This is a genomic window from Rhizobium sp. WW_1, assembly GCF_003610155.1.
Taxonomy (GTDB): Bacteria; Pseudomonadota; Alphaproteobacteria; order Rhizobiales; family Rhizobiaceae; genus Rhizobium; species Rhizobium tropici_A.
This window is the reverse complement of sequence record NZ_RAIN01000006.1, coordinates 283,420-304,446: the sequence shown is the minus strand read 5'-3', so window position 1 is coordinate 304,446 and position 21,027 is coordinate 283,420. Positions and strand designations below refer to the sequence as shown.

The following is a 21,027-nucleotide window of genomic DNA, read 5'->3' as shown; positions in this document are numbered from 1 at the left end:
GGCAAAGCTGCCCTTCGCAGCCAAACTCAATTCTTTTCCAGCTTCAAAGGTCGTTCGGAACCTGATTGGTCTCGTCAATTGATCTATCAAAATCACCCTCACCCCGCTCTGGACCACGGACTGTGTTTGTCGGTGATGGATCAACCTCGACCGGCTCGGATTGAGCCTGTAGTTGGCTTTGCGCTTCTGAAAGTTGGTCGGCCAGTCGATCGACAGCATTGGCGAAGCGCTCGACTTCACCTTGCAGAAACTCGTTTTGTTTCTTGAGTGAGTTTAGGTACGTAGACATTCAATCCCTCTTCAGGTGTTGGGCGCAACGGCCCCGTTAGAGGGCCAGGCGAAAGCATCGATCTCGCCCTTAGTGGTGATCGTGCCGGCAATGATTTCGGCGTTTACTTCGCCTTCAGCCGCGAAGCTTGCCTGCACACGCGCGCCGACCGCATCGGCGATCGCCGTCATCTGTGTTGCCGTCAGCTCGACAAAGCCGGCAGCCGTCTTGAACTTCACCATGACCTCCGGGTTAGCCTGCACGTAATTGTAGGCACCGGTAATCAACGACTGACTGGCGCGATCGGTCATGACGCGCATGCCGTTGAGCAGGATACCACCCGTTTCAACGGCATAGCGCTTGGACGCAGCATAGGCGTAGAGATCGACCGGAGGCGGCTCCGGAGACCAGCCGGCAACGATCGCCAGCAGGCTTGCCGGCGCTTCCGGCCAATCACCGGCCGACGCGACCAGAGCGGCCTCCTTGTTGTTCAGTTGATCGAGGATTGTTTCCTTGTCGGCTGCATCCAGTCCAGACGTGATCTTGGCGGCCAGCGCCAGCCAGAAGTCCGACACGTTGTAGATCTGCTGCCGGCCGAGCCAGAAGGCGACGGACGCCATCCAGCGATCGGTCTTGTTCTCCGATCGAGCCGCAAGCAGCGCCTCGACCATCGGTTCATACATGCTGTCAATGCGATGCATGGCAGTCCTTTCGTGGGTTAGGTTTGAGCAAAAGCACGCACGGCCCGCCAGTCGATCTCGGCGGCGGCGCGTATTTCGGGAGCTGTGTTGGCTGCAGAGAGAGCAGCGTTTGCCGATCGGCGCTGGGCCTCGATCATCTGCGAGCCGACCTTCCAATGCTGATCGCGCGTTAGAATTTCGGCGGCCTTCTCAAAGCGGCTAACGCCATCCTCGGCAGCTTCGGCCGTGATGTTGGGCGTATCGACTTCGGGCACGTTCACGCCTAGCTGCGGATCGGCCGCAATCGAGAGCGCCTCGCTGACCTTCAGCGCATAGACCGCGTCCTGACCGGGGATGACCGTGACAAACATCATGCGCGCCAACCGCACCTGCCGATCGATGTCGGTTTGCGCCTGGATGCGCTCCAGAGTGGGATCGGCGGGGATGTCAAACAGCATGGATAGTCACCTCGAAATGATGGAAGGCCGCTGGTGCCTGGAAGGAGAACCGATGGTCGCCGAGAACTTCGGTGATGAATTCGAAGACATCGTCCTCGATGGCGACGATCTCGCCGGCATGAAGGACCGAGGTGCCGGCCGGAACGGCAAAGGACACCTTGTCAACGCCATCCGCCCTGATGGTGAAATCCGTGACATCAAGGACGGTGCCCTTGGGTGTGACGACGCCATCAAGCACATAGAAATGCGCGTCGATATCGAGCCGGTATTGGTCGGCCGAAACTTCCATCGCTCGGCAACCAGGATAAACGGCCGCGAATGTTTCGAGGTACTGGCGCTGAATAGCCCCAGATTGCCTTATCCGCCCGTCCGGCCGAACGATGATGAACCTGACGGTCTCCTCCCGATCGGAAGGCCTATCTTCGTGTCGCATGGTTACCTCTTGTACGATGAAGCTGAGATGTTGCATTCATTCCAGCCGATGGTGCTGCCCGGATTGTTGAGCTGCACCGTGTAAACATGCCAGCCAGCGCCGGGCGCGTCGTAAAAGCCAGACACGCCGACCCATCCAGCGGTGTAGGTTTCACTGGACGTGCCGCCGTTACCACCGCCGCTGACGACTGTTCGGACGACGGGCAGGTAATAGACCTGCGAGAAGATGCCGAGACCATCGCGGATGATGTTGAGACCAACCGCCTGAGATCCCTGCGGACCGTTGCCGCTCTTGTTGATCTGCGCGATTGCCATGCAGTCCACCACCACACGACCATCACCAGCTACAGTTACGCCGCATGACACCATGTTCGTCGGGCCATTGCCGCCGCCGAGGGTCTGGGTGCCGGCCACGCGACCGACGCCGGTATCGGTACATGCGCCTGCCTGAATGTTGGAGGTGCCAACCTGTAGCGTGCCGATGACAGCCGAGCTGATATTGACCGAGCCGAGATTAGCCGTGATGGCGTCCAGGCTGTTAACGGCGATCTTGTTGGCGGTGATCGCGCCATCGACAATCAGCTCGGCCGACACGGCGCGGCGCATGATCGGCTTAGACCAATAGCAGGAGCTGCCAGTGCCTGCTGTCTTGTCGACCTGCAGGAGCATCGCAAGCTTCACATAGCCGCTCGGAATCGTGTAGCGGCCTTGTAGCCGCACCCAGCCGTTCTTGACCGTGGTCGAAGTAACTCCACCGATGTTCAACACGCCAGCGCCGGAATAGATGGCCGCATAGAGGTTCGCCACGTTGGGATCGGTGTTGTAGACCCACACATCGAAGGCATAGGTCTCACCCGGCGTGACGGCGATTGATTTCGACCAGCAACAATCCCTACCCAGCGACTGCACGACATATCCAGCTTGGTCCCCCGCCGAACTATCAAGATAGAAGTTCTGCAGATTCTGGATGCTCCAGCCATCAAGGTTGCCACCTTGCCAGCCGTTATCGACCATGTTGGAGAAGTCGGTGAGGACAAGTGACTTGGCGGTGATCGCGCCGGCCGCGATCTGGTTGGCTCCGATCGTGTTGGCAGCGATCTTGTCGCCACTGATCGAGCCGCCCGCGATCGTGGACGCCGTAACCGCGCCCGCCGCGATCGTTCCCGCCGTGACAGCGTTCGCCGCGATCTTGCCAGCCGTGACCGCGTTGGCAGCGATCTTGTCGGCGGTGACGGCTCCGGTGACGATATTGCCGGCCGAGACCACGGTCACGCTGCCGTCGCTCCATGGTGTCGGTTCGGTCTGGTTCTGGCTCGCCTCGCCGAAATACATGCGCGCCAGCCAAAGATAGCTATCACCTTGACCGGCCACCGTCCCTTTCATCCGAAAGAAGACGCGCACCTTGGCGGCGTTCGCCGGCATCTGCACCTTGCCCCAGAAACGCTGGTAGTTGGCAAGGTTCCTCTGCGGGTCGATGTTCTGGTAGGCCGGGAAAATTCCCCATTGATAGTAGGTGATATGGTTGTCGTTGCCGTCGAGGAACTGGAGGTACGGCTGCACGCCGACGCATCGGTGCCCGAGATAATAGACGGAAAGCTCGTACCAACCATTGGCCCTGACCGCGAAGAGTCTGGAAACGCCAGAGGCATCAACCGGCCAGATGCCGTACTCGATCCCCGACTTGCCGTTCGATTGGTAGATTTCAATCGCTCCGGGTTGAGGAGCATAGCTGTCGGTGCGCAGGCTGAATCTGAAGCTAGCGCCGTCGTTTGAATACTCCGGCACCCAACCCGTCAGGCCGGCTGAAAGATCTGAGTTCGACAGATAATTTCCGCCCGTACCCACGGCGAGCTTGTCTGTCGTGATCGCGCCCGCCGCGATCTGTGCGGCAGTCACCGCACCAGCTGCGATCGTCCCGGCGGTTACCGCGTTCGCCGCGATCGTGCCGGCAGTAACGGCGTTAGCGGCTAGCTTCCCAGCGGTGACAGAGTTTGCCGCGATTTTATCGGCGGTGACGGCTCCATCGACAATAAGCTCCGCTCCGCTCGCTCGGCGCAGGACTGGCTTGGAGAAATAGGTGCTTGCGCCGCCACTTCCCCCAACCTTGTCGGTGAACATCACCATCCAGAGCTTCACGATACCGGGATGCACCGTGTACTGAGCCGCCACCCGCACCCACGCATTCTTGGTAGACGTCAGCGCCATCGGAAACACAGCTCCTGAGCCGTCAGCCTTGACGCCCACAAGCAGAGCACCTGCAAGCATGGGGTCAGGGTTGGTGTTATACACCCACGTCTCGAAGTAGTAGGTTTCACCGGGAGTAACGTTGAACGTTTTGGACAGTGCCCCGTCGCGTTCGTTGGTCTGATATACCCAACCCGCACTGTCTCCCCCGTTGCCAGCATCGTAGTAGAAGTTTTGCCTTCCGTAGGTACCCCAGCCATCGAGCGAACCACCGGACCATCCTTGGTCAACCATGTTAGACATGTCGGTGAGAACGAGGTGCTTGGCGGTGATGTTGCTGGCTGCGATCTTATCTGCCGTGATGGCATTGGCCGCGACCTTGGCGGCAGTGATCGCACCATCAACAATAAGGTTGCCGCCACTTTTGCGCTGGCAGGAGACAAAACCGAACTGGTAACTGCCGGTGCCCGTAAGCGTGCTGGTCGGAACGAAATCGACCCATGCCCATACAGCGCCGGCAGGAACGACAACGGTGTTGCTGTACTCGGCGTAGGTCGTCGATGATGTCGGTAGGACCGTAATTCCAAGGGCCGTTAGAAACGTGATCTTGTCCGCACCCATGAAGCGTATGCGGCAACTGACGCTATCCGAAGGCGCTCCTGTTCGCTTCGCAAACGTCTGCAAAAAGTATTGCTCACCCGGAATGACCGGGAACATGTTGGCATTTCTGTTAAAGGCAAAGGTCGCTGGCGCTGCAACATTCAGGTAGTTGTTGCCGATATATGCATTGCTGGCGTCGGTTATGACGCTTAGGCCGGCTAGCAACGCCCAGGAAGTAGAACCAAATGCGAAGTTCGGGTTCTCCACCCGATTGGTCATGTCGGCAATTACCAGCTTGTCCGCCGTAATGGCATTGGCTGCGATCTGTGTTGCACCAATCGCGCCGGCCGCGATCTGGCCGGCCGTGATGCTATTCGCAGCGATCTTGTCGGCCGACACCGAACCGGCTGCGATCGCAGTAGCGGTAACTGCATTCGCGGCGATCTTCCCGGCAATGACAGAGTTCGCCGCGATTTTGTCGGCGGTGATCGCATTGGCTGCGACCTTTTCCGCTGTTATGGCGTTAGCCACAATGCCGCCGTTGGTGATGAGAACGATCCCGCCGTCGCTCCACGGCGTCGGTTCGGTAGCGCCTGCCGGAATGCGGCACAGCATTGGCTTGTTGAGGAACATATAGCTGGTTGTTTCACCTGCAGCCGTATCAAGTTTCCGCAAATGGAAGCTGGCAGCCACTGCATCTGCGGGGGCCGCGCCGACAATCCGCAGGCGGGACCAAAGATCTGGATTGGTGCCGCTTCCCTGCACACTGTCGTTCACTGCGGCGGCCGTGTAAGCCGAGACAGTTCCATCAGCACGCACCCACTCGATCCGAAGCTCCACCTTGCAGCGATGCGCCGAAATATAGGCGGTTGCCTCAAGCCATTCGCCGGACGCGCAGGGCATCGAAAACGGCAAAGACCACGGCAGTCCATCCCCATCCGGGCGCTTCCAGCGTACATCCGTGAAAAATCCGCTAGGCCCGCTATTTTGAAACAGCATGAGCGTCGGATTGTTCACGCCGGCCCACGGGAAGCCCTTTGGTCGAATTTCCAGCGATAGCCCCGGTATTGTCCCACTGATGTAGCCGATCGTCCAGCAATCCAGCCCCATGGTGAAGCCGGCGTTCTGCAAGAGGTTCTTGCCTGCGCCTACCGCAAGGGCGCTCGTGGTGACGGCATTCGCCGCGATCTTGTCGGCCGTGATCACGTTGGCCTGCAGTTTCGGCGTCGAGATCGCGTTATCGGCAATCTTCGTCGTCGTGATGGCATTGTCGGCCAGCTTCGCGGCATCCACCGCTAACGCGGCAAGCTTCTGGTTCGTGATCGCGCCATCCGCAATCTGCGAGGATACCAGCGTGCCAGTTACCTTGGCGGCGGCCAGCGCGGAAATCTGTGCATCGGTCATCTGGCCGGTGATATCGGATGCCGGCGTCGCGGCAGTCCATGCGCTACCGGTATATCGGTAGAGCTTGTCATCGGTGGTCAGATAGACGGTACGACCTTCAACATTGCCCGTATTTGGCAAGCTTGAAACGATTTCCACCGGCCGAATGTTGTTGGCGAATTTCGTGGCATCAACGGCATTGGCCGCGAGCTTGGCAGCACTCACAGACCCATCGGCGAGTTTGCTCGCGTCCACGGCCAACGCTGCGAGCTTGTTGCTCGTGATGGCGCTATCGGCAATCTGCGCGCTGTTCAACGCACCGTTGATGTCGTCGGCAGCGACAGCAGCTGTCCAGGCGCCATTGTGATAGCGATACAGCTTGCCATCGGTCGTAAGGTAGACCTGCCGGCCTTCGACATTGCCCGTTGTCGGCAGGGCATTGACGACTTCAACCGCCTTGAGGCCGCTGGCGAGAGACGTCGCGTCTACCGCGCCCTGGGCAAGCGCGCGAGCCGTGACGGCACCATCAGCGAGTTTCGAAGCAATCACAGCACCACTCGCCAGCACATCGGCCGTCACGGCGGAAACCTGAAGTTTCGCGGCGGAAACTGCCTGATCGGCAAGCTTGAGGCTCGTGATTGCCTCGTCCATGATCTTCGCAGCCGTCACGGCAGCGTCGGCGATCTTCGATTGAATGATCGCACCATCAAGGACATCGGCCGCCTGAATAAGCACGTTCGGCGTCTTGACGGTCAACCAGGCTGACCAGTCCGTCGCCCGGTTCGATTGCGGAAGATACCTTCCCCGCGCCTCATAGTTCGTGTTCGGCAATGTCCATTGGCCGGAGATGATCCACGAAAACGGAGAGGCGTAAGGGTTCGCGTCGCTATCGAATACGACATCGCCAGTTTCCTTGAGGCGCACCTGCACCCACACGCCCGCAACGTCATCGAGATCCGGCGCGCAGCTGATCTTGATCGCCGGGCGGCGATCGATGCCGCCCGCGTCCTTGATTGTCGAGGGCTCCACAGTCCAGCCGATCATCGGCTGCGATGGCGGCGTGATAGGGCCGAGCCAGCCGATGGCAGTCGGCAGTTGCAGACCCGGATGCCAGTCATAGTCGGCGGGATCGACTTCCTTCAGCGTGACGACAATCAGGAAATTCGGTTGCGGCTCAACCTTGACGACGAGGAATTTCTTCTCGTCATAACCGTTGCGAGCCGAAGACCAGGAGACGACGTCGTTCGGCTCCAGGGGATAGGCGTCCGGTGGCAGAGATACCTGGTGCACGCGAAAGCGTCGATAATCCTGGATCATCGCCAGGCCGACGCGCTGCACCTGGTTGGCGAAGGGAACGGCCAGCAGTTGGACTTGCGCCGGCAGACGCCGATTGCCATCCTGCACTTCGAGATCGGCATTGTAGCGGCCGGGGGCGTCCTTGGTCGCCCATTTTTCCGCGGGCTCGGGATAGGTGGCCTCGATAGCGTTGTAGGTCGCGGAAAGAGCCGGGAACGGCTGGAAGTCCTGTTCTTCCGTGACAACGATATCGTCATCCGTGAAAGAATAAACCGCCGCGCCCGGCGTCCCCACCAGCATCTTGAAGACGCCGCCGACTTCGGCGATACGGCCATTGCAGCCCTTCAACAGTTCGGATATGGCGTCGAGTGGCTCCTGATCGCACTGGACATCGTAGCCGGCGCGAAAGGCGGATTCGCTCTCGCCGCCGTCGAGCGGAACGGATGCATCACAAGCATTGGCCGCAGCCATCCAGTTCGCTGCAGGCAGGCAGAAGGCGCCGATATTCTGGCCGCCATAAACCCATTCAGGCCCGTAGTAGACGCCGCGGGCCAGGTTGTAGACTATGACGGCAGGGTTGGTGCTGGGTTGCCACGTCGAGGAATCGGTCCAGCGATGCCCACCGTTGCCGCCGACCGAGGAATCCTTGCGGACATCGTAGAGTGGCAGCGGATGCGGTTCGAACAGACCCGCAGGAACACCCTTGAAGAGATCGGTATTGTAGCGGGAGGTGAGGATGACGACCTGGCAGCCGCGGCCGATCATCGTCGATTTCCAGGGCCGTTCGGCATGGCTGCCGAACTTGGCCATCAGGAAGGGATCGGGACCAGTCTGCGTGCCGTCGAGGAACTTGATCCAGAGATAATCCTTGTTCTTGACGCGATATTGCAGCACGGGGAAGCCGCGACCGTCCGGATGCGGCTGGTCCCAGAGAACGCCGACCTTCTGGTCGTCGATCCAGACGCTGGTCAGGCCACGCTCGCCGGCGCGGTTGGGAAGGCTGCCGATTTCGATGACATCGGTGAAATAGGCGTTCGGCGTCTTGCCGTCGTCTCCCCAGGTGCCGGCGTACTTGCGTTTACCCGCAGTCGCGTAACTGCCGACGATGAAGGACATCGCATGATCATCCCCCATGCTGATCTCGAGCTTGGTGCCGGCCGGCTGCTGATCCTTCTTCGCCATCGCTTTCTCGATCAGCGACAGGCCGATATTGATGGCGACCGTCAGTACCAGCTTGCCGATGCTGATCGAGCCGAGAAAACTACCTATCGCGGTAATTGCCGCAGAGATAAGCTCGGCATGCGCCACGTCCGCCATCAGCCAGAAGCTGAGGACGTTCAGAAGCAGAATGAGATATTTCATGGATCAGACGACCTCGCTTGGCGCATGGGAAGGGGCCGTCGCAGGCAAAGCTACGCCGACTTGTCACCGGTCAGAGATAAAATTGGTATCGAGAAACTGATTAGCCGACCTTGAAGGCCCGCTTGGCGTCGAGCAGGTCAACGGTGCCAAGCCCCGTCTCGCGCAGCACGAAGATGCGTTCGCCATTGACGACGCCGAGCGCGTAGCCGAAGGGACCTTCATGCGGGACGGCGGCGATATCGCCGATGCCAGCTCCGCTCGGATGAATCTCGGGCAACATGCTGGCGACGAGATCGGCGAGATTGTCGAAGCCCGCCGCCTTCATCGTCTTCAGCGCGCCGGCGGCAGTCGAATATTCGCCGCGAAACTGGGCGGCGCAATCGACGCCGGTGATCGCCAGCACCAGATTGCCGGCAAGGCCCGGGCCGCAATCATGGCTGCCCCAGGCAAAGGGCGTGCGCTTCAGCCGATCGATCTCGGCGACGAAGCAGGCGCGCCAGTTCTTGACCCTGACGAGATCGCTGTTCATTTCTGCCCCCAGGGGATCTGCCAATTGGCAACGGTGCTGGAATAAAGGCCGAATTCATCGCCGCTGCGGCGCTTCTGGCCTTCGTAGGAAGACTTGGCCGGGTTGGTGCGCTCCAGCATGGCGATGGCGGCGGAGATGGCTGAAATCTCGATATCGCCATCCTGCCCCACGGCCGGCGTCTTCACCGGCGCGCCGTCGGCAATGCCGAGAAAGGCGATTTCCGGCGCCGCACTCGGCAGGCGCGTGCCGGTATCGAACGACATGTCGTGGATCTCGATCGGCGCCAGCCGCAGATCGTAGCCGCGCACGAGCTGCTGCACGGCGGGCGCGATCTGGCCGATGGTGATGGTTACGGTCTGGATCGTCAGATCAGCCGTGCGTGGGATCGGGCTGACCTTCAGATTAAGGCCACCATAATAGGTCCGCGCCTCCGGCAGACCGGTGACGCCGGAAGTAACGGTGATGTTGATGTCGTCGTCGCCGGTCCACAGGCCGATCGAAGCGGGCCCGCCGCCGGCGAGATCCTTGCCGGTAATCCAGACGAAACGACGGGGCACGAGCCCCTTGTCGCGCGCGCCGATGAGCGCCGCGAAGAAAGCGGAGGTGATGTTCTTCATCGTCTATTTCTTCTGGATGATCTTGAAGGTGGCGCCCGTGGTGATCGGGCCGCTCGCGGTGCCGGGATTGTGGCTGCCCGGCATGACCAGGCATTTGCAGGCCGGCAACAGCAGCGTCACGCCGAGACCGGCGGCAAAGCCCGCCGGCAGATGCGGAAAGACGCCAAAGACGGGCGTCATCCCCTGCCCGTCGGCACCAACCGTTTCCGAAACTTCGAGAAAGGCGGAGCGGGTGCCGCCATAGCCGACCTGCATCTTGTCGCCAACGGTCAGCCGATAGCCGACCGGCAGCCCCTTGAGGCTGAGCGATGCATTGTCGGCCCCGAGCGCTGCGACGCTGACCGCAGCGCTCCCGAACTTCGTCCCGTCGGGATCGGCCTGCGGATATTTCGACAGCGGATCATAAAGAAAAAGCGCCTCCTGGGCGCCGTGTAGCTTGCGGATGCGGGCGGCGATCTGTTTCGCCTCCGCATTGTACATGTCGGCCAGCGTCACCGTGCCGGTCCAGAGCGGCGGCGCCAGCTCCGCCTGCCAGACCCGGCCATCGCCGGAGCCGGAAAGCTCGTCATTGCGCTGAATATCCCAGACGATGCTGGAGATCTTCAGAAGATCGGCAAAGGCCGGCAGGCTGTAGGGATAGGAAACGGCCATCAGCGCCTCCGGGGATTGCGGTTGATCTGCGCGACGCGATCGGGAAGCTGCTGATTGAAATCATTCAGCCCCTGCCGCGTCGAACTCTGCGCTTCCGATTGCGCGACATTCTTCACATAGGCCTTCAGATTGCCGTCCTCATCGACGGAAACGCCGACCGTGACATGCACGCCGGAAGCGGAGCCGGAGGCATCGTTCTGATTGTCGGCCCGGAGGCGACGGACGGGAACGGCAGCATCCGGCTGCGCCCGCATCAATTGCGGCCCGCCCTCGCCGACCACGCCGCCATCGGCATAGCCGCGCCGGCCAAGCCGCATCGCCTCGACGATGCCGACGCCGCCCGCCCGGGCGATATCCCTCTGGCTCCAGACGACCTCGCCGGCATGAACGATGCCGGCCGGCTCATAGATACCCCCAGCACCGGTATAGCCGCCATCTGCAAATGTGGGGCGCGGGATCGGGATCGGGGCATTCGCACCCGTTGCGAGATCGAACTTGCCACCACCCCCGCCACCCCCAAAGCCGAGGATACCAAGAAGGCCACTAAGGAAACCGCCCCCTCCGCCGCCGCCACTCGCCGCGCTGTTGACCTTGAACAGGCTGTTGAGCACATCGTTCAGCAACCTGTCGGAGATCTTTTTGAGCACGGTGACCGCAGCGTTCCCCATGGACTTCCAGAAACCTTCACCGCTGCGCAAGCCGTTGACGAGTGTCGTGGCGAAATCGCCAGCAAGCTCGCGGGCATACTTCAGCTGTTCGTTGTGGCGAATGATACCGGCCGAGGCCGAATTCATGTCGACCGGCAGGCCATATTGCTTCTGTGTCGAGGCGACCGTCTGATCGACGGTTGAGCGACCCATCTGCTCCTGCTGGAACTGGATATCGCCCGAAAGCTTGGCGTTCGCAGTCGCCGTCGCCAAGGCATTGTACTGTGCAATTTTATTCTTGATATCTTGTATTTGGCCGGGGGCCGCCGCATGAGACTTGTCTTCTGTCGCGCGTAAAAGCTCCAAATTCATTTTCAAGGTTTCGACGGCAATGCTGTTAAGCCCAATAGTCTGTGCTTCCGTCTGCATTTGCTCAATCCGCGACTCGACAGATTTTTGCAGAGTATCATATGCGCTCGTAGCCTCCTGGACTGGGCGAACCATGTCACGATTGGAGCCGAGCCCTGCTCCTCCGTCGATAGTTGTTGGCGGCTGAAGTGCTTTTTTTTGTGCGTTCAGACGTTCGCGTATATCGCTGTATTTGAGGGGCGCAGCGACATCTGGACCAAATCGATCATCGAAGTTTTTTACGCGCTTAACCGTCTCCTCTTGGGAGTATCGGCTGGAATGAGGTGTCGTACGCACCGCGTTATCTAAACCTTGAACATTCTTCATTGCTTGTAGGGCGATCAAGCCAAACTGCCGAATTTCCTCCAAAGCCTGAGAAAGGTCAGGATGAACGTTGCTAAGCTCGCGGATTTTCTGATTTAGCTCTTCCGCACTACTTTGATTTGCTTGTAGATTTCGAAGTAAATCATCAAGCACCCGTTGAGGTTCTTGCAATTTACTGGCACCAAAAGGATTTATTTTATTAACTTTACCCTGCATATCGGCAAATGCCTGTGCAACAGGGTCGATTTTGTCACGCAACACCGAGAGTTTACTTTGAGCTGCAACTGCGTTTTTCGAATACTCTCGCAGTTTTTCCGCAGCTTCCTCTGTTATTTTTCCAGAATTCTGAAGCTCAATTATTTCTCTTTGAAATTCTATCGCCTCTATCTTCCCGGACTCAATCGACTTTTTGAATCTTTCAATAGCTTCTATCGCCGGATCAAAAGTAGTTGGCGGTATATATACTATCTGATCGGCATATGGCGCCTGCTGCCCGAGCATATCTGCAAGAATTGAACGAGACGCCTTTTCACCTTCAGCTTTGAGCGTTTTCTGGGCGCTTTTGTAATCGTCTTTCAGATTGGCGTTTGTGATAGCTGGGCCTAACTTTAAAGCCTCTTCGTTTTGCTCGTTCATTTTCTGATAAGTCGGCCCGAGCTCTGCAATATGCTCTGCATGTCGCTTCAGTATCTCGTCAACGCTCTTAACGTCCCGGCCAGCGTTTAAAAAATATTGTACTGCCGCAGCTCCTGCAAAGGTGAGCGCCTGCGTTACCAAGCCTATGGGATTAAGCATTGTTAGAAATGCATTGCCTAGGCCCTTCACAATCCCAGTAAGCCCCCCTGCTCCGCTGAACATTTCGCCCAATTTTCCGCCTTGTTGAAGGGCAATCATAAATGGGGAGTCGCCACTTGCCATTCGGGTGCCCATTTCAATGAGGACATCCTTCAGGTCTTTCGCCTTTATGCTCACCGCCTCGATTGAATTCTGGTTGCTCTGGCTTTCCGCATTCATGCCGGTGAGTGAACCTGCAACCTTGTCGACGGCTCCCGCTGTAGAAGAACAGCTGTTCTTCCATTCTATCATGCCAGCCGTCGCCTTACTGATGGCTCCTGTGCTTGCGGCCGCCTTGCCGCCTAGCGTGCCAATCGCGCGCGCCGCGGCCCCAACTTCCGACTCCACTTTGTTTGCCGCAACGGCAACACGATTCATCCCCGTGGCGACCTGATCGGCACCAACGATTGTGAATTTCACACCCAAAGTTGCAATATCTGTCACTGGCATACCTTTTCAAAACATGCGAAATACAACCCTGCGCTTTGAGTGGGGGATTTCGTGATTAGATTGTGGAGATTGGTCAGCGTGGCTTTTTTGCTGCCAGCAATTGGCGGCTGCAATTTTTCTGAATCGAAACTAGTGACCGTGTGCGAAGAAGTTTTGAAATTGAGACTTTTGGCGCCGTCGGGATACAAGCGGATCGAAATCAAAGAATCCGAAGAACCTCTCAACCGTGCCGACTACAAACGCTATCTGGCCGGGGATGAATATGGGCCGATCATCCAGGAAGCGAGGATGAAGGATTTTGACCGAGGCCGTGTAAAACCTCGGATGTTTGAGGTTCTTATAACTTACGATGCTCCTAACGCCTATGGCACACCAATTCGCGGCACCACCATATGTCAGTATCCAACTGACAATGAAGACACCTCCAAGGCGGACCGTCTCTACGTAATGGTCGACGGCAAAACGAACGCGGAGTGGTTAGAAACGCAGCTTTAAGAAAGCTGCGGGCGGCAATGCGGCTTCAGCTACTTCTGACTGCATTCTCCGCTTGCGCTCCCTTCTTATACGGGATGGGTTCGCGACACATTCAGGCGGCTGTTCAGCTGAAGTAACGGCATCCGCACTGGTACTCCTTAAAATTTCTGAGAGACACTTATGGACGTTTGGCTAAAGGTTTTGATCGCAACCGCGTGCGTAGTGGTAATCGCGAGCGCCGCGATTGTCGGCGGTGTTGTTGGCTGGCAATACTACCAGGCATGGCAGGAGGAGAAGGCTGCCAAGCTTGCCGAACGAAAATTCAAATGCACCGATGCACTAAGAGAAGAAGCCCGAGCGAAAGCAGGAGAAAAGACATATGGTTCATTAGCTCTCATGGTTGCCGAAGCGGATGATTGCCGAGCGGAATTTCCTGACATTCGGGCCTCGTTCTGCTTTCGTCTCTGGAAAGACGTAAAGCGTTTCAATGCAGGAGAAACTACCGACTTCTTCGACAAAATGACCTCTGCAGCGGTCAAAGAGGTTGACGCGTGCAATCAGGAGTTTGGCTATACCGAGCCAGAAAAGAAGCCTCTTCCTCAAAACACGAGTGAGTGGCAAGCGACCTCACCATCAAAACCCGCGGCGGCGCTAACAATGGTGGCAACGTGCGAAGCTGCATTGAAATTCCGCCTTGGTTCATCAGCTACCTATACACAAGTCGACCATTCAAAATCCCAATTTCCAATGGGTCGCGGTGCGTTCGCAAGCTACCTTGAAAAGACCGACGACAGCCCTTCGATGCGCGAAGAGAAGCTGAAGCAGTTCGATCAAGGCGTTCTGAAGCCGGTACAGTTTTATGTCTATTTGAGCACAAACGCCATCGTCCAGAGCCGATATCAGCGGATTGAAGCGGCCTGCAGCTACGTCGGCATACAAGGTACTGACGCCGGAGTTGCTGTAGACAATGTAAGACTTACCTACTGAAATTCTATGGTAAGCTCCTCTACCACACTTCCTGTGCCCTTAATTATGGTGACAGTACACTCAAATAAGCTCTCAAATTTGACCAACGCAACCAATGGCCCGTCTCGCTCGCATCGTCATCCACGATACCCCACATCACGTTACCCAACGCGGCAACGGGCGGGCGCAAACCTTCTTTTGCGATGATGACTATGCGCTCTATCGCGATCTCCTAGCTCATCATTGTCGCGCCGCCGGCGTAGAGGTCTGGGGCTGGGTGTTGATGCCCAACCATGTTCACCTCATCCTCATTCCGGCGGATGCCGACGGTATTCGCCGCGCACTGTCTCGCGTTCATCGCACCTATGCCGGCCATATCCATGCAAGGCTGCGCCGGACCGGCCATTTCTGGCAGGGCCGCTTCGATTGTGTCGCCATGGATGAAGAACATCTGGCGACGGCGCTCCGCTACGTCGCCCTCAATCCGGTGCGCGCTCGCCTTGTCGAACGGGCTGCCGATTGGCGATGGTCGAGTGTCGCGGCACAACTTGGACTGATTGAGGATGACGGCGTCACGACCACAACACCGGTTCGCACTCGCTTTCCCGATTTCGCCGCCCTCCTCACCGCCACAGAAGAAGAGATGGCGTTTGCCACGCTTCGCCGCGCCGAAAGCATCGGTCGCCCCATCGGCAATACCGACTTTTTCGACCGACTCGAAGACCTCACCAACACCACCCTCAAGCCGGCTCGCCGCGGCCGCAAAGCCAAGGCCGTCATCGGGGAATAATTGGTGCACTGTCACCGTAATTCTATGGGGGGCAGAATGCGTCGAATAGTGTTAGCAACTTTTGTATGTGTAATAAGCAGTGGCGCCCGCAATTACGCAATTACGGTGACGGTGCACTCAAATAAGAAAGTATGTTCTATCTAGCCAACCGATGCCCATCTTATCTGGGCCCAACCAAGGCCCCTATTGAAAGAAATTAGTGCACTATCACCGTAATTCAAAGTTGCAACATCTGTCACCGAACCACCTTTTGATTTCATGCGAGAGAATGCCGCAAAGCTATTCGCGGGAGTTTTGATGAAGCTGATTGTTAGCGTGGTTGCAGTGCTTGCCGCTTTGCTGTTGATCTACAGCTTTGGCATCTTTGATCCGCCAATCCTGACAGCCTGCGAGGCGAAACTTAAAAAATATCTCGTGGCTCCATCTACCTATGAGCGCAACAGATTTTTTCTTAGCAACAGACCTGCTACACGGACCGATGTCGAGGAACGATACGAGAATAACCCATATCTCAAGGACGTGTATCTGAAGGAATTTGATAAAGGCAGGATGAAGCCGGTATATTATAGCGCAACCCTGAATTTCAGCGTATTAAACAAGAATGCAGAGGTGACGACGACAACAGTCGTTTGCCAATACCTCTCCCGCGATGGCAGCACATCCAAACTAGCAATGTTCGAAGTCCTTCCCCGCACTACGGACACCTCTACATTTTCACAAATACTGCGAGACACTAGCAATGACCCGCCCCTAACTGAACAGGAAAAACTAGATTACACCAAACCAATCGCCCCTTATGTGGGGTGGGTTCGCGACACACTTAGGCGGTTTCTTGACTGACGTATTTGAAAAGTCGCTTCTTGAAACCTACCCCGCCTCCCGCACCCTGATCGCCTCCGTCTCCTCCTCCACCGCCTGGCAATAGCGTCCGTCCATCGCCTTCAGCACGGCGATGTCCTCGCGGCGCAGTAGGTTGCCGGTCAGGTGCAGCCAGGCCAGCATTTCCTGGTGGGAGAGCGGCACCGGGCCGGAAAAGCCGGGAGCCTGCGCCGAACGCAGGTCCCAGAACCAGTCCCAGAGCGCATGGCCGGCCTCCGGCACCTCGGCCTCCGGGCTTAAAAGCTCGAAGGCCTCGTTGCGTTCGCGCCGGGTCTCGCCGTTTGTATCGCGCACGCAATCATAGCGCGCAACGATCCCTACGGCTTCTGAAAGCCCTTCGGCAAGCTCTTCATAAAATTTGCGCGGTCCTCCGAGGCGCCGGCCACCTGGTCATAGATCCAGCCGGCGTCCTCGACGACTTCGCGGGCCTTCTCGAAGGAGAGCAGCGGCTGCTCGCCCTTCCACTGCTGCTCGCCCCAGCTCCAGGAAGCGATGGCGGCGGCCGCCTTGTCGAGATATTCGGCCTCGACCTTGCTGGTGGTCAGCTTCTTCTTGCGGCTGGCGAGGAAGCGGTCGCTATGCTGGCGAACGATCTTCTTCACCTCGTTGCTCTCGGCCGAGCGGATCATGAAGGAGATGCCGAGCGGCTCCTCGGTGGCCGGATGCAGGAGCTGCAGCTCGAAGAGATCTTCGGAATTGACGAGACTGGAGATATCCAAGGAAACACCTTATCGGTTGGGACATGTGAGAGTTGCCGCGCGCCGCAGGAGAGCGACGCGCGCAAGGTTCCGAAAGATCGCGCTTACGGCGTGGTGACGGGATCGACGCGGATCGGCAGCTGGTTGAGGCCGATCTTGAACTTCTCCAGATCGAAATCGTCGGAGCCGCCACCGGGATAGAGCGGGCCGGAAACGACGCCGCGCGAATAGAACACCGTGTTGGTCTTACCCTGCGGCGCGTCGTTGCGCTCGACCTTGATCGCCATGTTGTTGATGTTAAGCGGATCGCCGAAGGTGCGCAGAATGTCCTGGCCGGGATCGTCGGCGATGGAGGCGACTTCGAGTTCCGGATCGCCGGCGTTGGAAACGCCCTTCTGCTTCTGCTGCACCGGCTCATCCAGCGTATTGTAGTTGTTGATCGTGGATTCCGAGCCGAAATCGCCGACCTTGCCGACCTTACCCACCTGCACCCAGGTCAGCGCGGCATAGGCCGTGGCCGTCAGATCGGTATTCTGGGGCGTCTCGCATACGTAGACTTTCGAGCCCTTCTTCGTGCTTTTATTCGTCATGGATCATGTCTCCGGTTCAAAGGCGGTGTAGGGAATGGTGACCGGTATTTGCACCCGGTCATCCTCTTGGATCGGGCCTGCGGCCCACGGCTCGCCACTGATCGTGATCTTCACGCCAGAGGCGAACAGCGTCTTGTTGTTGAAATGGTCGATGACTTGGCCGGCGGCATCGAGTGGTTTGATCAGCCCGCCGCCGGCCTTCCAATAGACGGAAACCTGCAGAAGCCCGAGCTTCTGCTGCGGATCGTCGCCAAGCGTCACCTGCCGGGGGCGGTTGGGCAGGTAGCTGACAGCCAGATAGTTATCCGGCTTAGCTTGCCCCGCCGGCGGAAAGGCAATGCCCGGCTGCGCCACTGGCAATGGCGGCTGGAATTGGAGCGTCGCCAGATGGTCCAGCAGCGCAGCCAGAATGAGAGCGTCCGTCGCCGTCGCCATGCGTCACCTTGTCTAATGTTTGAAATTTCGAGGGATCAGTCCGTCGTGTCGCGCGCAGCGCTCGCGACAATGTCAGGCCATGCCTGTGCCGCGAGCCGCACCATGCCCTGCCCCGCCTGACCATCCCTGCCATATTCGACTTCGGCGGCATGGGAGGCGGTGAAGCCCATATGGATCAAACCGCCCAACGGCACGCCGAGGCCGGCCAGATCGACCGATTGGCCCTCATCTGCACCCTCCGCATCCCCGCTTTGCAGAGGCGCGGCGGAAACCCGAAAGGAATTAGTAAGCTCGCCTGATACCGCAGGCGTCGCCTCGACGATCGTCGCGGCCAGCCGCTGCGTGGAGAGGTTCACCACCTCCTCCATGCGCTTCTTAGTCCGCTCGGCCCAGGCGGCGATGTCAGTAGAGAAATTCGAGGAAGCCATGTCGGGTACCCCTTGATATGGTTAGGCGTCATTGGCGGCGTCGCCCGGGGAAGAGCCACGCCGCTCGAAATTCAAAAGGGTGAGATGGCCGTAACGAGCGCGAATTGCGGGTCTGGCCGTTCGGGATTCGGCCTTTGCCCCGTCACTCCTCTCAATCCCCGGCAATGGTGAAACCCGATTGAGCAGCAGGATGACCCGCGACAGCAGCCAAAGCGTGAGGATCGTCTTGAAACGAACAATCGCCGTCATCGCCGCACCTGCAACTGCCAAAACACGACAGTCCCACCCGGCGACAGCGGCTGGATATCGACGATCGCATGCTCGACGCCGCCGATCAGCAACCTGTCGGACAACATCGGCGTAATCGATAGCCCCTCGGTCGAAAGATAGACCATGCGATCGCCGCGCTGGATCAACGTGTCAGCAACATGCGCCTGGCTCTGATCGAGATCGACGAGCGAACAGTCAAAGTCCTCGCTCGTCTGCACCGGATCATAGTCCGGCCCTGCATTCGTAGTACGCCGCAGACTGCCCTTCTGGCCGAATTTGGCGATCAGCCGCGCGGCGGTCGCTCGCGCCCTGTCATAATCGAAAGCCGCCATCACACCACCAGAATGCCCGGCAAAACCGGACGCAGGAGTGGATAGAGCAGCCCGTCAAGCATAGTCAGCATTGGCCTTGCGGAGGCGATCATCTCGTCGCTCGTATCGGCAACGGCATATTCAGTCTCGAGCGGCCCCACCTTCTCGCGCTTCACTGTGCGAGCCGCGACGATAACGGGCGTCAGGCTACCGGGCTCGGAAAGCTCAAGCGCTGCCGCCTCATAAGCCGCGTAAGTCACGGCAAGCGGCAACGTGTTCTCTGTAATCGGCTCGCCATTGACCGTCGTTGCCTCGCTGCGCGGCCAGGATAACACCTGATCGTAGCCTTCAGTCCGTCGTCCAGTGAATCTGGGCTCATAGAGGCTGTCGACAGCCTGCGAGCCGCGCACTAGCGCCGCCAGGCGATCGCCATCGCTTGCCGCGGCCCATCCGGCATTGGCACGATCGGCGAAATAGGCATCGGCGGCAGCAAGCGTGCCGTAAAAGGAAGCGGACATGAAAGCTCCGATGTCGATTGTTGAGAAGACAAGAACCCCTCTCTCCGCATCCGCGGAGAGAGGGAGATCAGGCTCAGGCCGCAGCGGTGATCTCGTCGCCGTAAGCCATGGCCGCCGGCAGGCGTACCTCGGTGCCACCCGTGCGGGCGATGATGCCGGTCTCGAAGCTCATGATCGACTTCTGGCGCGGCTGCAGCACGCGGCGCGGCATCGGCAGATGGAAGCGCAGCACTTCCGGATCACGGCGATAGACGACCATGCGGCCGCCGCCATCCTGCGACGCCGTCGCAAGTTCGCGCAGCGGCTGGATATCGAGCGGCTGGCCGGTCTCCGCCGTGTAGACGTTACCGCGTCGCAGGAAATCCAGCACGGTGATATAGCCGTCGCCATCGGCAAGCCGCTTGGTGGCGATCAGTCGGAAGGCTTCCGGCGGCAGGCGCAGGCTGTCGATCCACTCGACTTCGCCGGTCCGCTGCCGCACGCCGCCGATAAGATCGTTGACGTCGCGCAGGATCTGATCGGCCGTCTTGGCGGACCAGTGGGTCGAGCCGCCTGTGCCATCGGCAGCGACATCGACGCGCGACACCTTCGGATCGTTGACGAAACCGGTCCAACCCTTTTCCGTCGAGCCGGTCATGGCGACGGAATTGAGCAGGCGCTCGATCTTATCGGCGGCGAAAATGGCATTGGAAGCGTTGAGATCGAGATTGTAGAGCGCAGCCTGGTTGACCTCTTCGAGGTTCCACTCCCAGCCGGAGCCGAGCATTGCGAAGTCATGGCTGGCGCTGTCGCGGGTCGACTGGTTGAACGGCATGTCCGTGCCGGCAGCGGAGAGGAACTTGGCCTCGCCGGCGCTGTCGACGGTGAAGAAGGTCGTGCCGGAAGCCCATTCGTTGCCTTCGGTGACGACCGGAACATGGAGGCCATAGTTGAAGGTCGGATAGCGGCGCTGGTAGATGCGCGTTTCGATATTGCGCCCTTGCGCAATGACGAAGGAATAGGCGGCCTGGGCGTCGGCAAACTGCTGTCGAACGAACTGGTTCATAAATTAGGCGCTCCTGTGCTTGAGCGAGATCTCGACGATGTCGCCGTTGCTGCCGCTCGTGTCGAAGAAACAATCGGGAATGGGGCCGACGATGCCGGTGCCGGCTGCATTGACGTAAGCGTCGGTCGTCGGGTTGTAGTAGACGGCGTCGCCATCCGAGACTGCGCCGCCGGCCCGCACATACATCTGACCGGAGGTCAGGAATGCGCCGGTGACGAACTGGGCATAGCCACCGGCCGGCGCCACATCGGGCAGCACGTTCGGCGTCAGCACGGCGATACCGATAAACTTGCCGCCGGCGGCAAAGGGCGCCACACCATGATCGGCAAGACCGCGCTGAACAGGCTGGCCGAACTTGATGCCGGCAGCCGTTTCAACCGTGCGGCTGATCTTGTTGGCCTTTTCCTCAGAAGCGATCTGCCCGTGCAGGCCCTTCCGAGGAGCGTTTCCATAGGTGGTCTGATAAGTCGCCATTGAAGCGTCTCCTTTTCGTTGACCTG

At 58.8% G+C, this 21,027-nt stretch carries 23 protein-coding genes; 4 read left to right on the top strand and 19 right to left on the bottom strand.

Going from position 1 to position 21,027, the window contains the following annotated elements; genetic code table 11:
- Positions 1-43: 43 nt before the first annotated feature.
- From BJ928_RS19555 to BJ928_RS19510, 9 genes are all read right to left on the bottom strand, one after another.
- On the bottom strand, positions 44-289 hold the full coding sequence (locus BJ928_RS19555) for a hypothetical protein (RefSeq protein ID WP_047631980.1): 246 nt from the start codon (positions 287-289) through the stop codon (positions 44-46).
- Positions 290-300: 11 nt separating this feature from the next.
- Positions 301-969, bottom strand: a complete 669-nt coding sequence (locus tag BJ928_RS19550; RefSeq protein ID WP_047631981.1) for a DUF4376 domain-containing protein — start codon at positions 967-969, stop codon at positions 301-303.
- Positions 970-986: 17 nt separating this feature from the next.
- A complete protein-coding gene (locus tag BJ928_RS19545; protein ID WP_047631982.1) occupies positions 987-1,406 on the bottom strand; it encodes a hypothetical protein in 420 nt (139 codons plus the stop codon).
- A complete protein-coding gene (locus BJ928_RS19540) occupies positions 1,396-1,695 on the bottom strand; it encodes a hypothetical protein (RefSeq protein ID WP_047631983.1) in 300 nt (99 codons plus the stop codon). Before BJ928_RS19540 ends, BJ928_RS19545 begins: the two co-directional genes overlap by 11 nt.
- A 146-nt stretch (positions 1,696-1,841) precedes the next feature.
- Positions 1,842-8,663, bottom strand: coding sequence for a phage tail protein (locus tag BJ928_RS39380; RefSeq protein WP_052227729.1), 6,822 nt, complete (start codon positions 8,661-8,663; stop codon positions 1,842-1,844).
- Between the two features lie 100 nt (positions 8,664-8,763).
- A complete protein-coding gene (locus tag BJ928_RS19525) occupies positions 8,764-9,192 on the bottom strand; it encodes a hypothetical protein (RefSeq protein WP_047631984.1) in 429 nt (142 codons plus the stop codon).
- Positions 9,189-9,809 (bottom strand): hypothetical protein, encoded by a 621-nt coding sequence (locus tag BJ928_RS19520; RefSeq protein WP_047631985.1) that lies wholly within the window; start codon positions 9,807-9,809, stop codon positions 9,189-9,191. The genes BJ928_RS19525 and BJ928_RS19520 overlap by 4 nt, the downstream gene beginning before the upstream one ends.
- 3 nt (positions 9,810-9,812) lie before the next feature.
- The gene (locus tag BJ928_RS19515; protein ID WP_047631986.1) at positions 9,813-10,460 is read right to left on the bottom strand and encodes a hypothetical protein; all 648 of its coding nucleotides are present in this window, start codon (positions 10,458-10,460) and stop codon (positions 9,813-9,815) included.
- A complete protein-coding gene (locus BJ928_RS19510) occupies positions 10,460-13,117 on the bottom strand; it encodes a phage tail length tape measure family protein (RefSeq protein ID WP_183079431.1) in 2,658 nt (885 codons plus the stop codon). Before BJ928_RS19510 ends, BJ928_RS19515 begins: the two co-directional genes overlap by 1 nt.
- An 84-nt stretch (positions 13,118-13,201) precedes the next feature.
- On the opposite strand from BJ928_RS19510, the gene BJ928_RS19505 reads away from it, so the two are divergent.
- The 4 genes from BJ928_RS19505 (at position 13,202) to BJ928_RS19490 (ending at position 16,193) form a co-directional block, all read left to right on the top strand.
- A complete protein-coding gene (locus BJ928_RS19505; protein WP_147413922.1) occupies positions 13,202-13,618 on the top strand; it encodes a hypothetical protein in 417 nt (138 codons plus the stop codon).
- A gap of 159 nt (positions 13,619-13,777) precedes the next feature.
- A complete protein-coding gene (locus tag BJ928_RS19500) occupies positions 13,778-14,584 on the top strand; it encodes a hypothetical protein (RefSeq protein WP_047631991.1) in 807 nt (268 codons plus the stop codon).
- 94 nt (positions 14,585-14,678) lie between these two features.
- Positions 14,679-15,353 (top strand): transposase, encoded by a 675-nt coding sequence (locus BJ928_RS19495; RefSeq protein ID WP_047631992.1) that lies wholly within the window; start codon positions 14,679-14,681, stop codon positions 15,351-15,353.
- A 297-nt stretch (positions 15,354-15,650) separates the two neighbouring features.
- Positions 15,651-16,193: a hypothetical protein gene (locus BJ928_RS19490; protein ID WP_147413921.1), complete on the top strand. Its 543-nt coding sequence runs from the start codon at positions 15,651-15,653 to the stop codon at positions 16,191-16,193.
- Positions 16,194-16,220: 27 nt separating this feature from the next.
- Here the strand turns inward: BJ928_RS19490 and BJ928_RS19485 are convergent, their stop codons facing one another.
- The 10 genes from BJ928_RS19485 to BJ928_RS19440 form a co-directional block, all read right to left on the bottom strand.
- Entirely contained in the window at positions 16,221-16,526 is a 306-nt protein-coding gene (locus BJ928_RS19485; RefSeq protein WP_047631994.1) for a hypothetical protein, read from the bottom strand.
- Positions 16,527-16,549: 23 nt separating this feature from the next.
- Positions 16,550-16,951 carry a hypothetical protein gene (locus BJ928_RS19480; RefSeq protein ID WP_047631995.1) on the bottom strand — a complete coding sequence of 134 codons (402 nt, stop codon included), beginning with the start codon at positions 16,949-16,951 and terminating at the stop codon, positions 16,550-16,552.
- Between the two features lie 83 nt (positions 16,952-17,034).
- Positions 17,035-17,520, bottom strand: a complete 486-nt coding sequence (locus tag BJ928_RS19475; RefSeq protein WP_047631996.1) for a hypothetical protein — start codon at positions 17,518-17,520, stop codon at positions 17,035-17,037.
- A 3-nt stretch (positions 17,521-17,523) separates the two neighbouring features.
- A complete protein-coding gene (locus BJ928_RS19470; RefSeq protein ID WP_047631997.1) occupies positions 17,524-17,955 on the bottom strand; it encodes a phage tail terminator-like protein in 432 nt (143 codons plus the stop codon).
- Positions 17,956-17,990: 35 nt separating this feature from the next.
- Entirely contained in the window at positions 17,991-18,383 is a 393-nt protein-coding gene (locus BJ928_RS19465; RefSeq protein WP_047631998.1) for a hypothetical protein, read from the bottom strand.
- A gap of 21 nt (positions 18,384-18,404) precedes the next feature.
- A complete protein-coding gene (locus BJ928_RS19460) occupies positions 18,405-18,632 on the bottom strand; it encodes a hypothetical protein (protein WP_047631999.1) in 228 nt (75 codons plus the stop codon).
- Positions 18,629-18,985, bottom strand: coding sequence for a hypothetical protein (locus BJ928_RS19455; protein WP_047632000.1), 357 nt, complete (start codon positions 18,983-18,985; stop codon positions 18,629-18,631). Before BJ928_RS19455 ends, BJ928_RS19460 begins: the two co-directional genes overlap by 4 nt.
- Positions 18,985-19,482, bottom strand: a complete 498-nt coding sequence (locus BJ928_RS19450) for a DnaT-like ssDNA-binding protein (RefSeq protein WP_047632001.1) — start codon at positions 19,480-19,482, stop codon at positions 18,985-18,987. Before BJ928_RS19450 ends, BJ928_RS19455 begins: the two co-directional genes overlap by 1 nt.
- 73 nt (positions 19,483-19,555) lie before the next feature.
- Positions 19,556-20,527: a DUF2184 domain-containing protein gene (locus BJ928_RS19445; RefSeq protein WP_047632002.1), complete on the bottom strand. Its 972-nt coding sequence runs from the start codon at positions 20,525-20,527 to the stop codon at positions 19,556-19,558.
- 3 nt (positions 20,528-20,530) lie between these two features.
- Positions 20,531-21,001, bottom strand: coding sequence for a DUF2190 family protein (locus tag BJ928_RS19440; RefSeq protein ID WP_047632003.1), 471 nt, complete (start codon positions 20,999-21,001; stop codon positions 20,531-20,533).
- Positions 21,002-21,027: the final 26 nt, after the last annotated feature.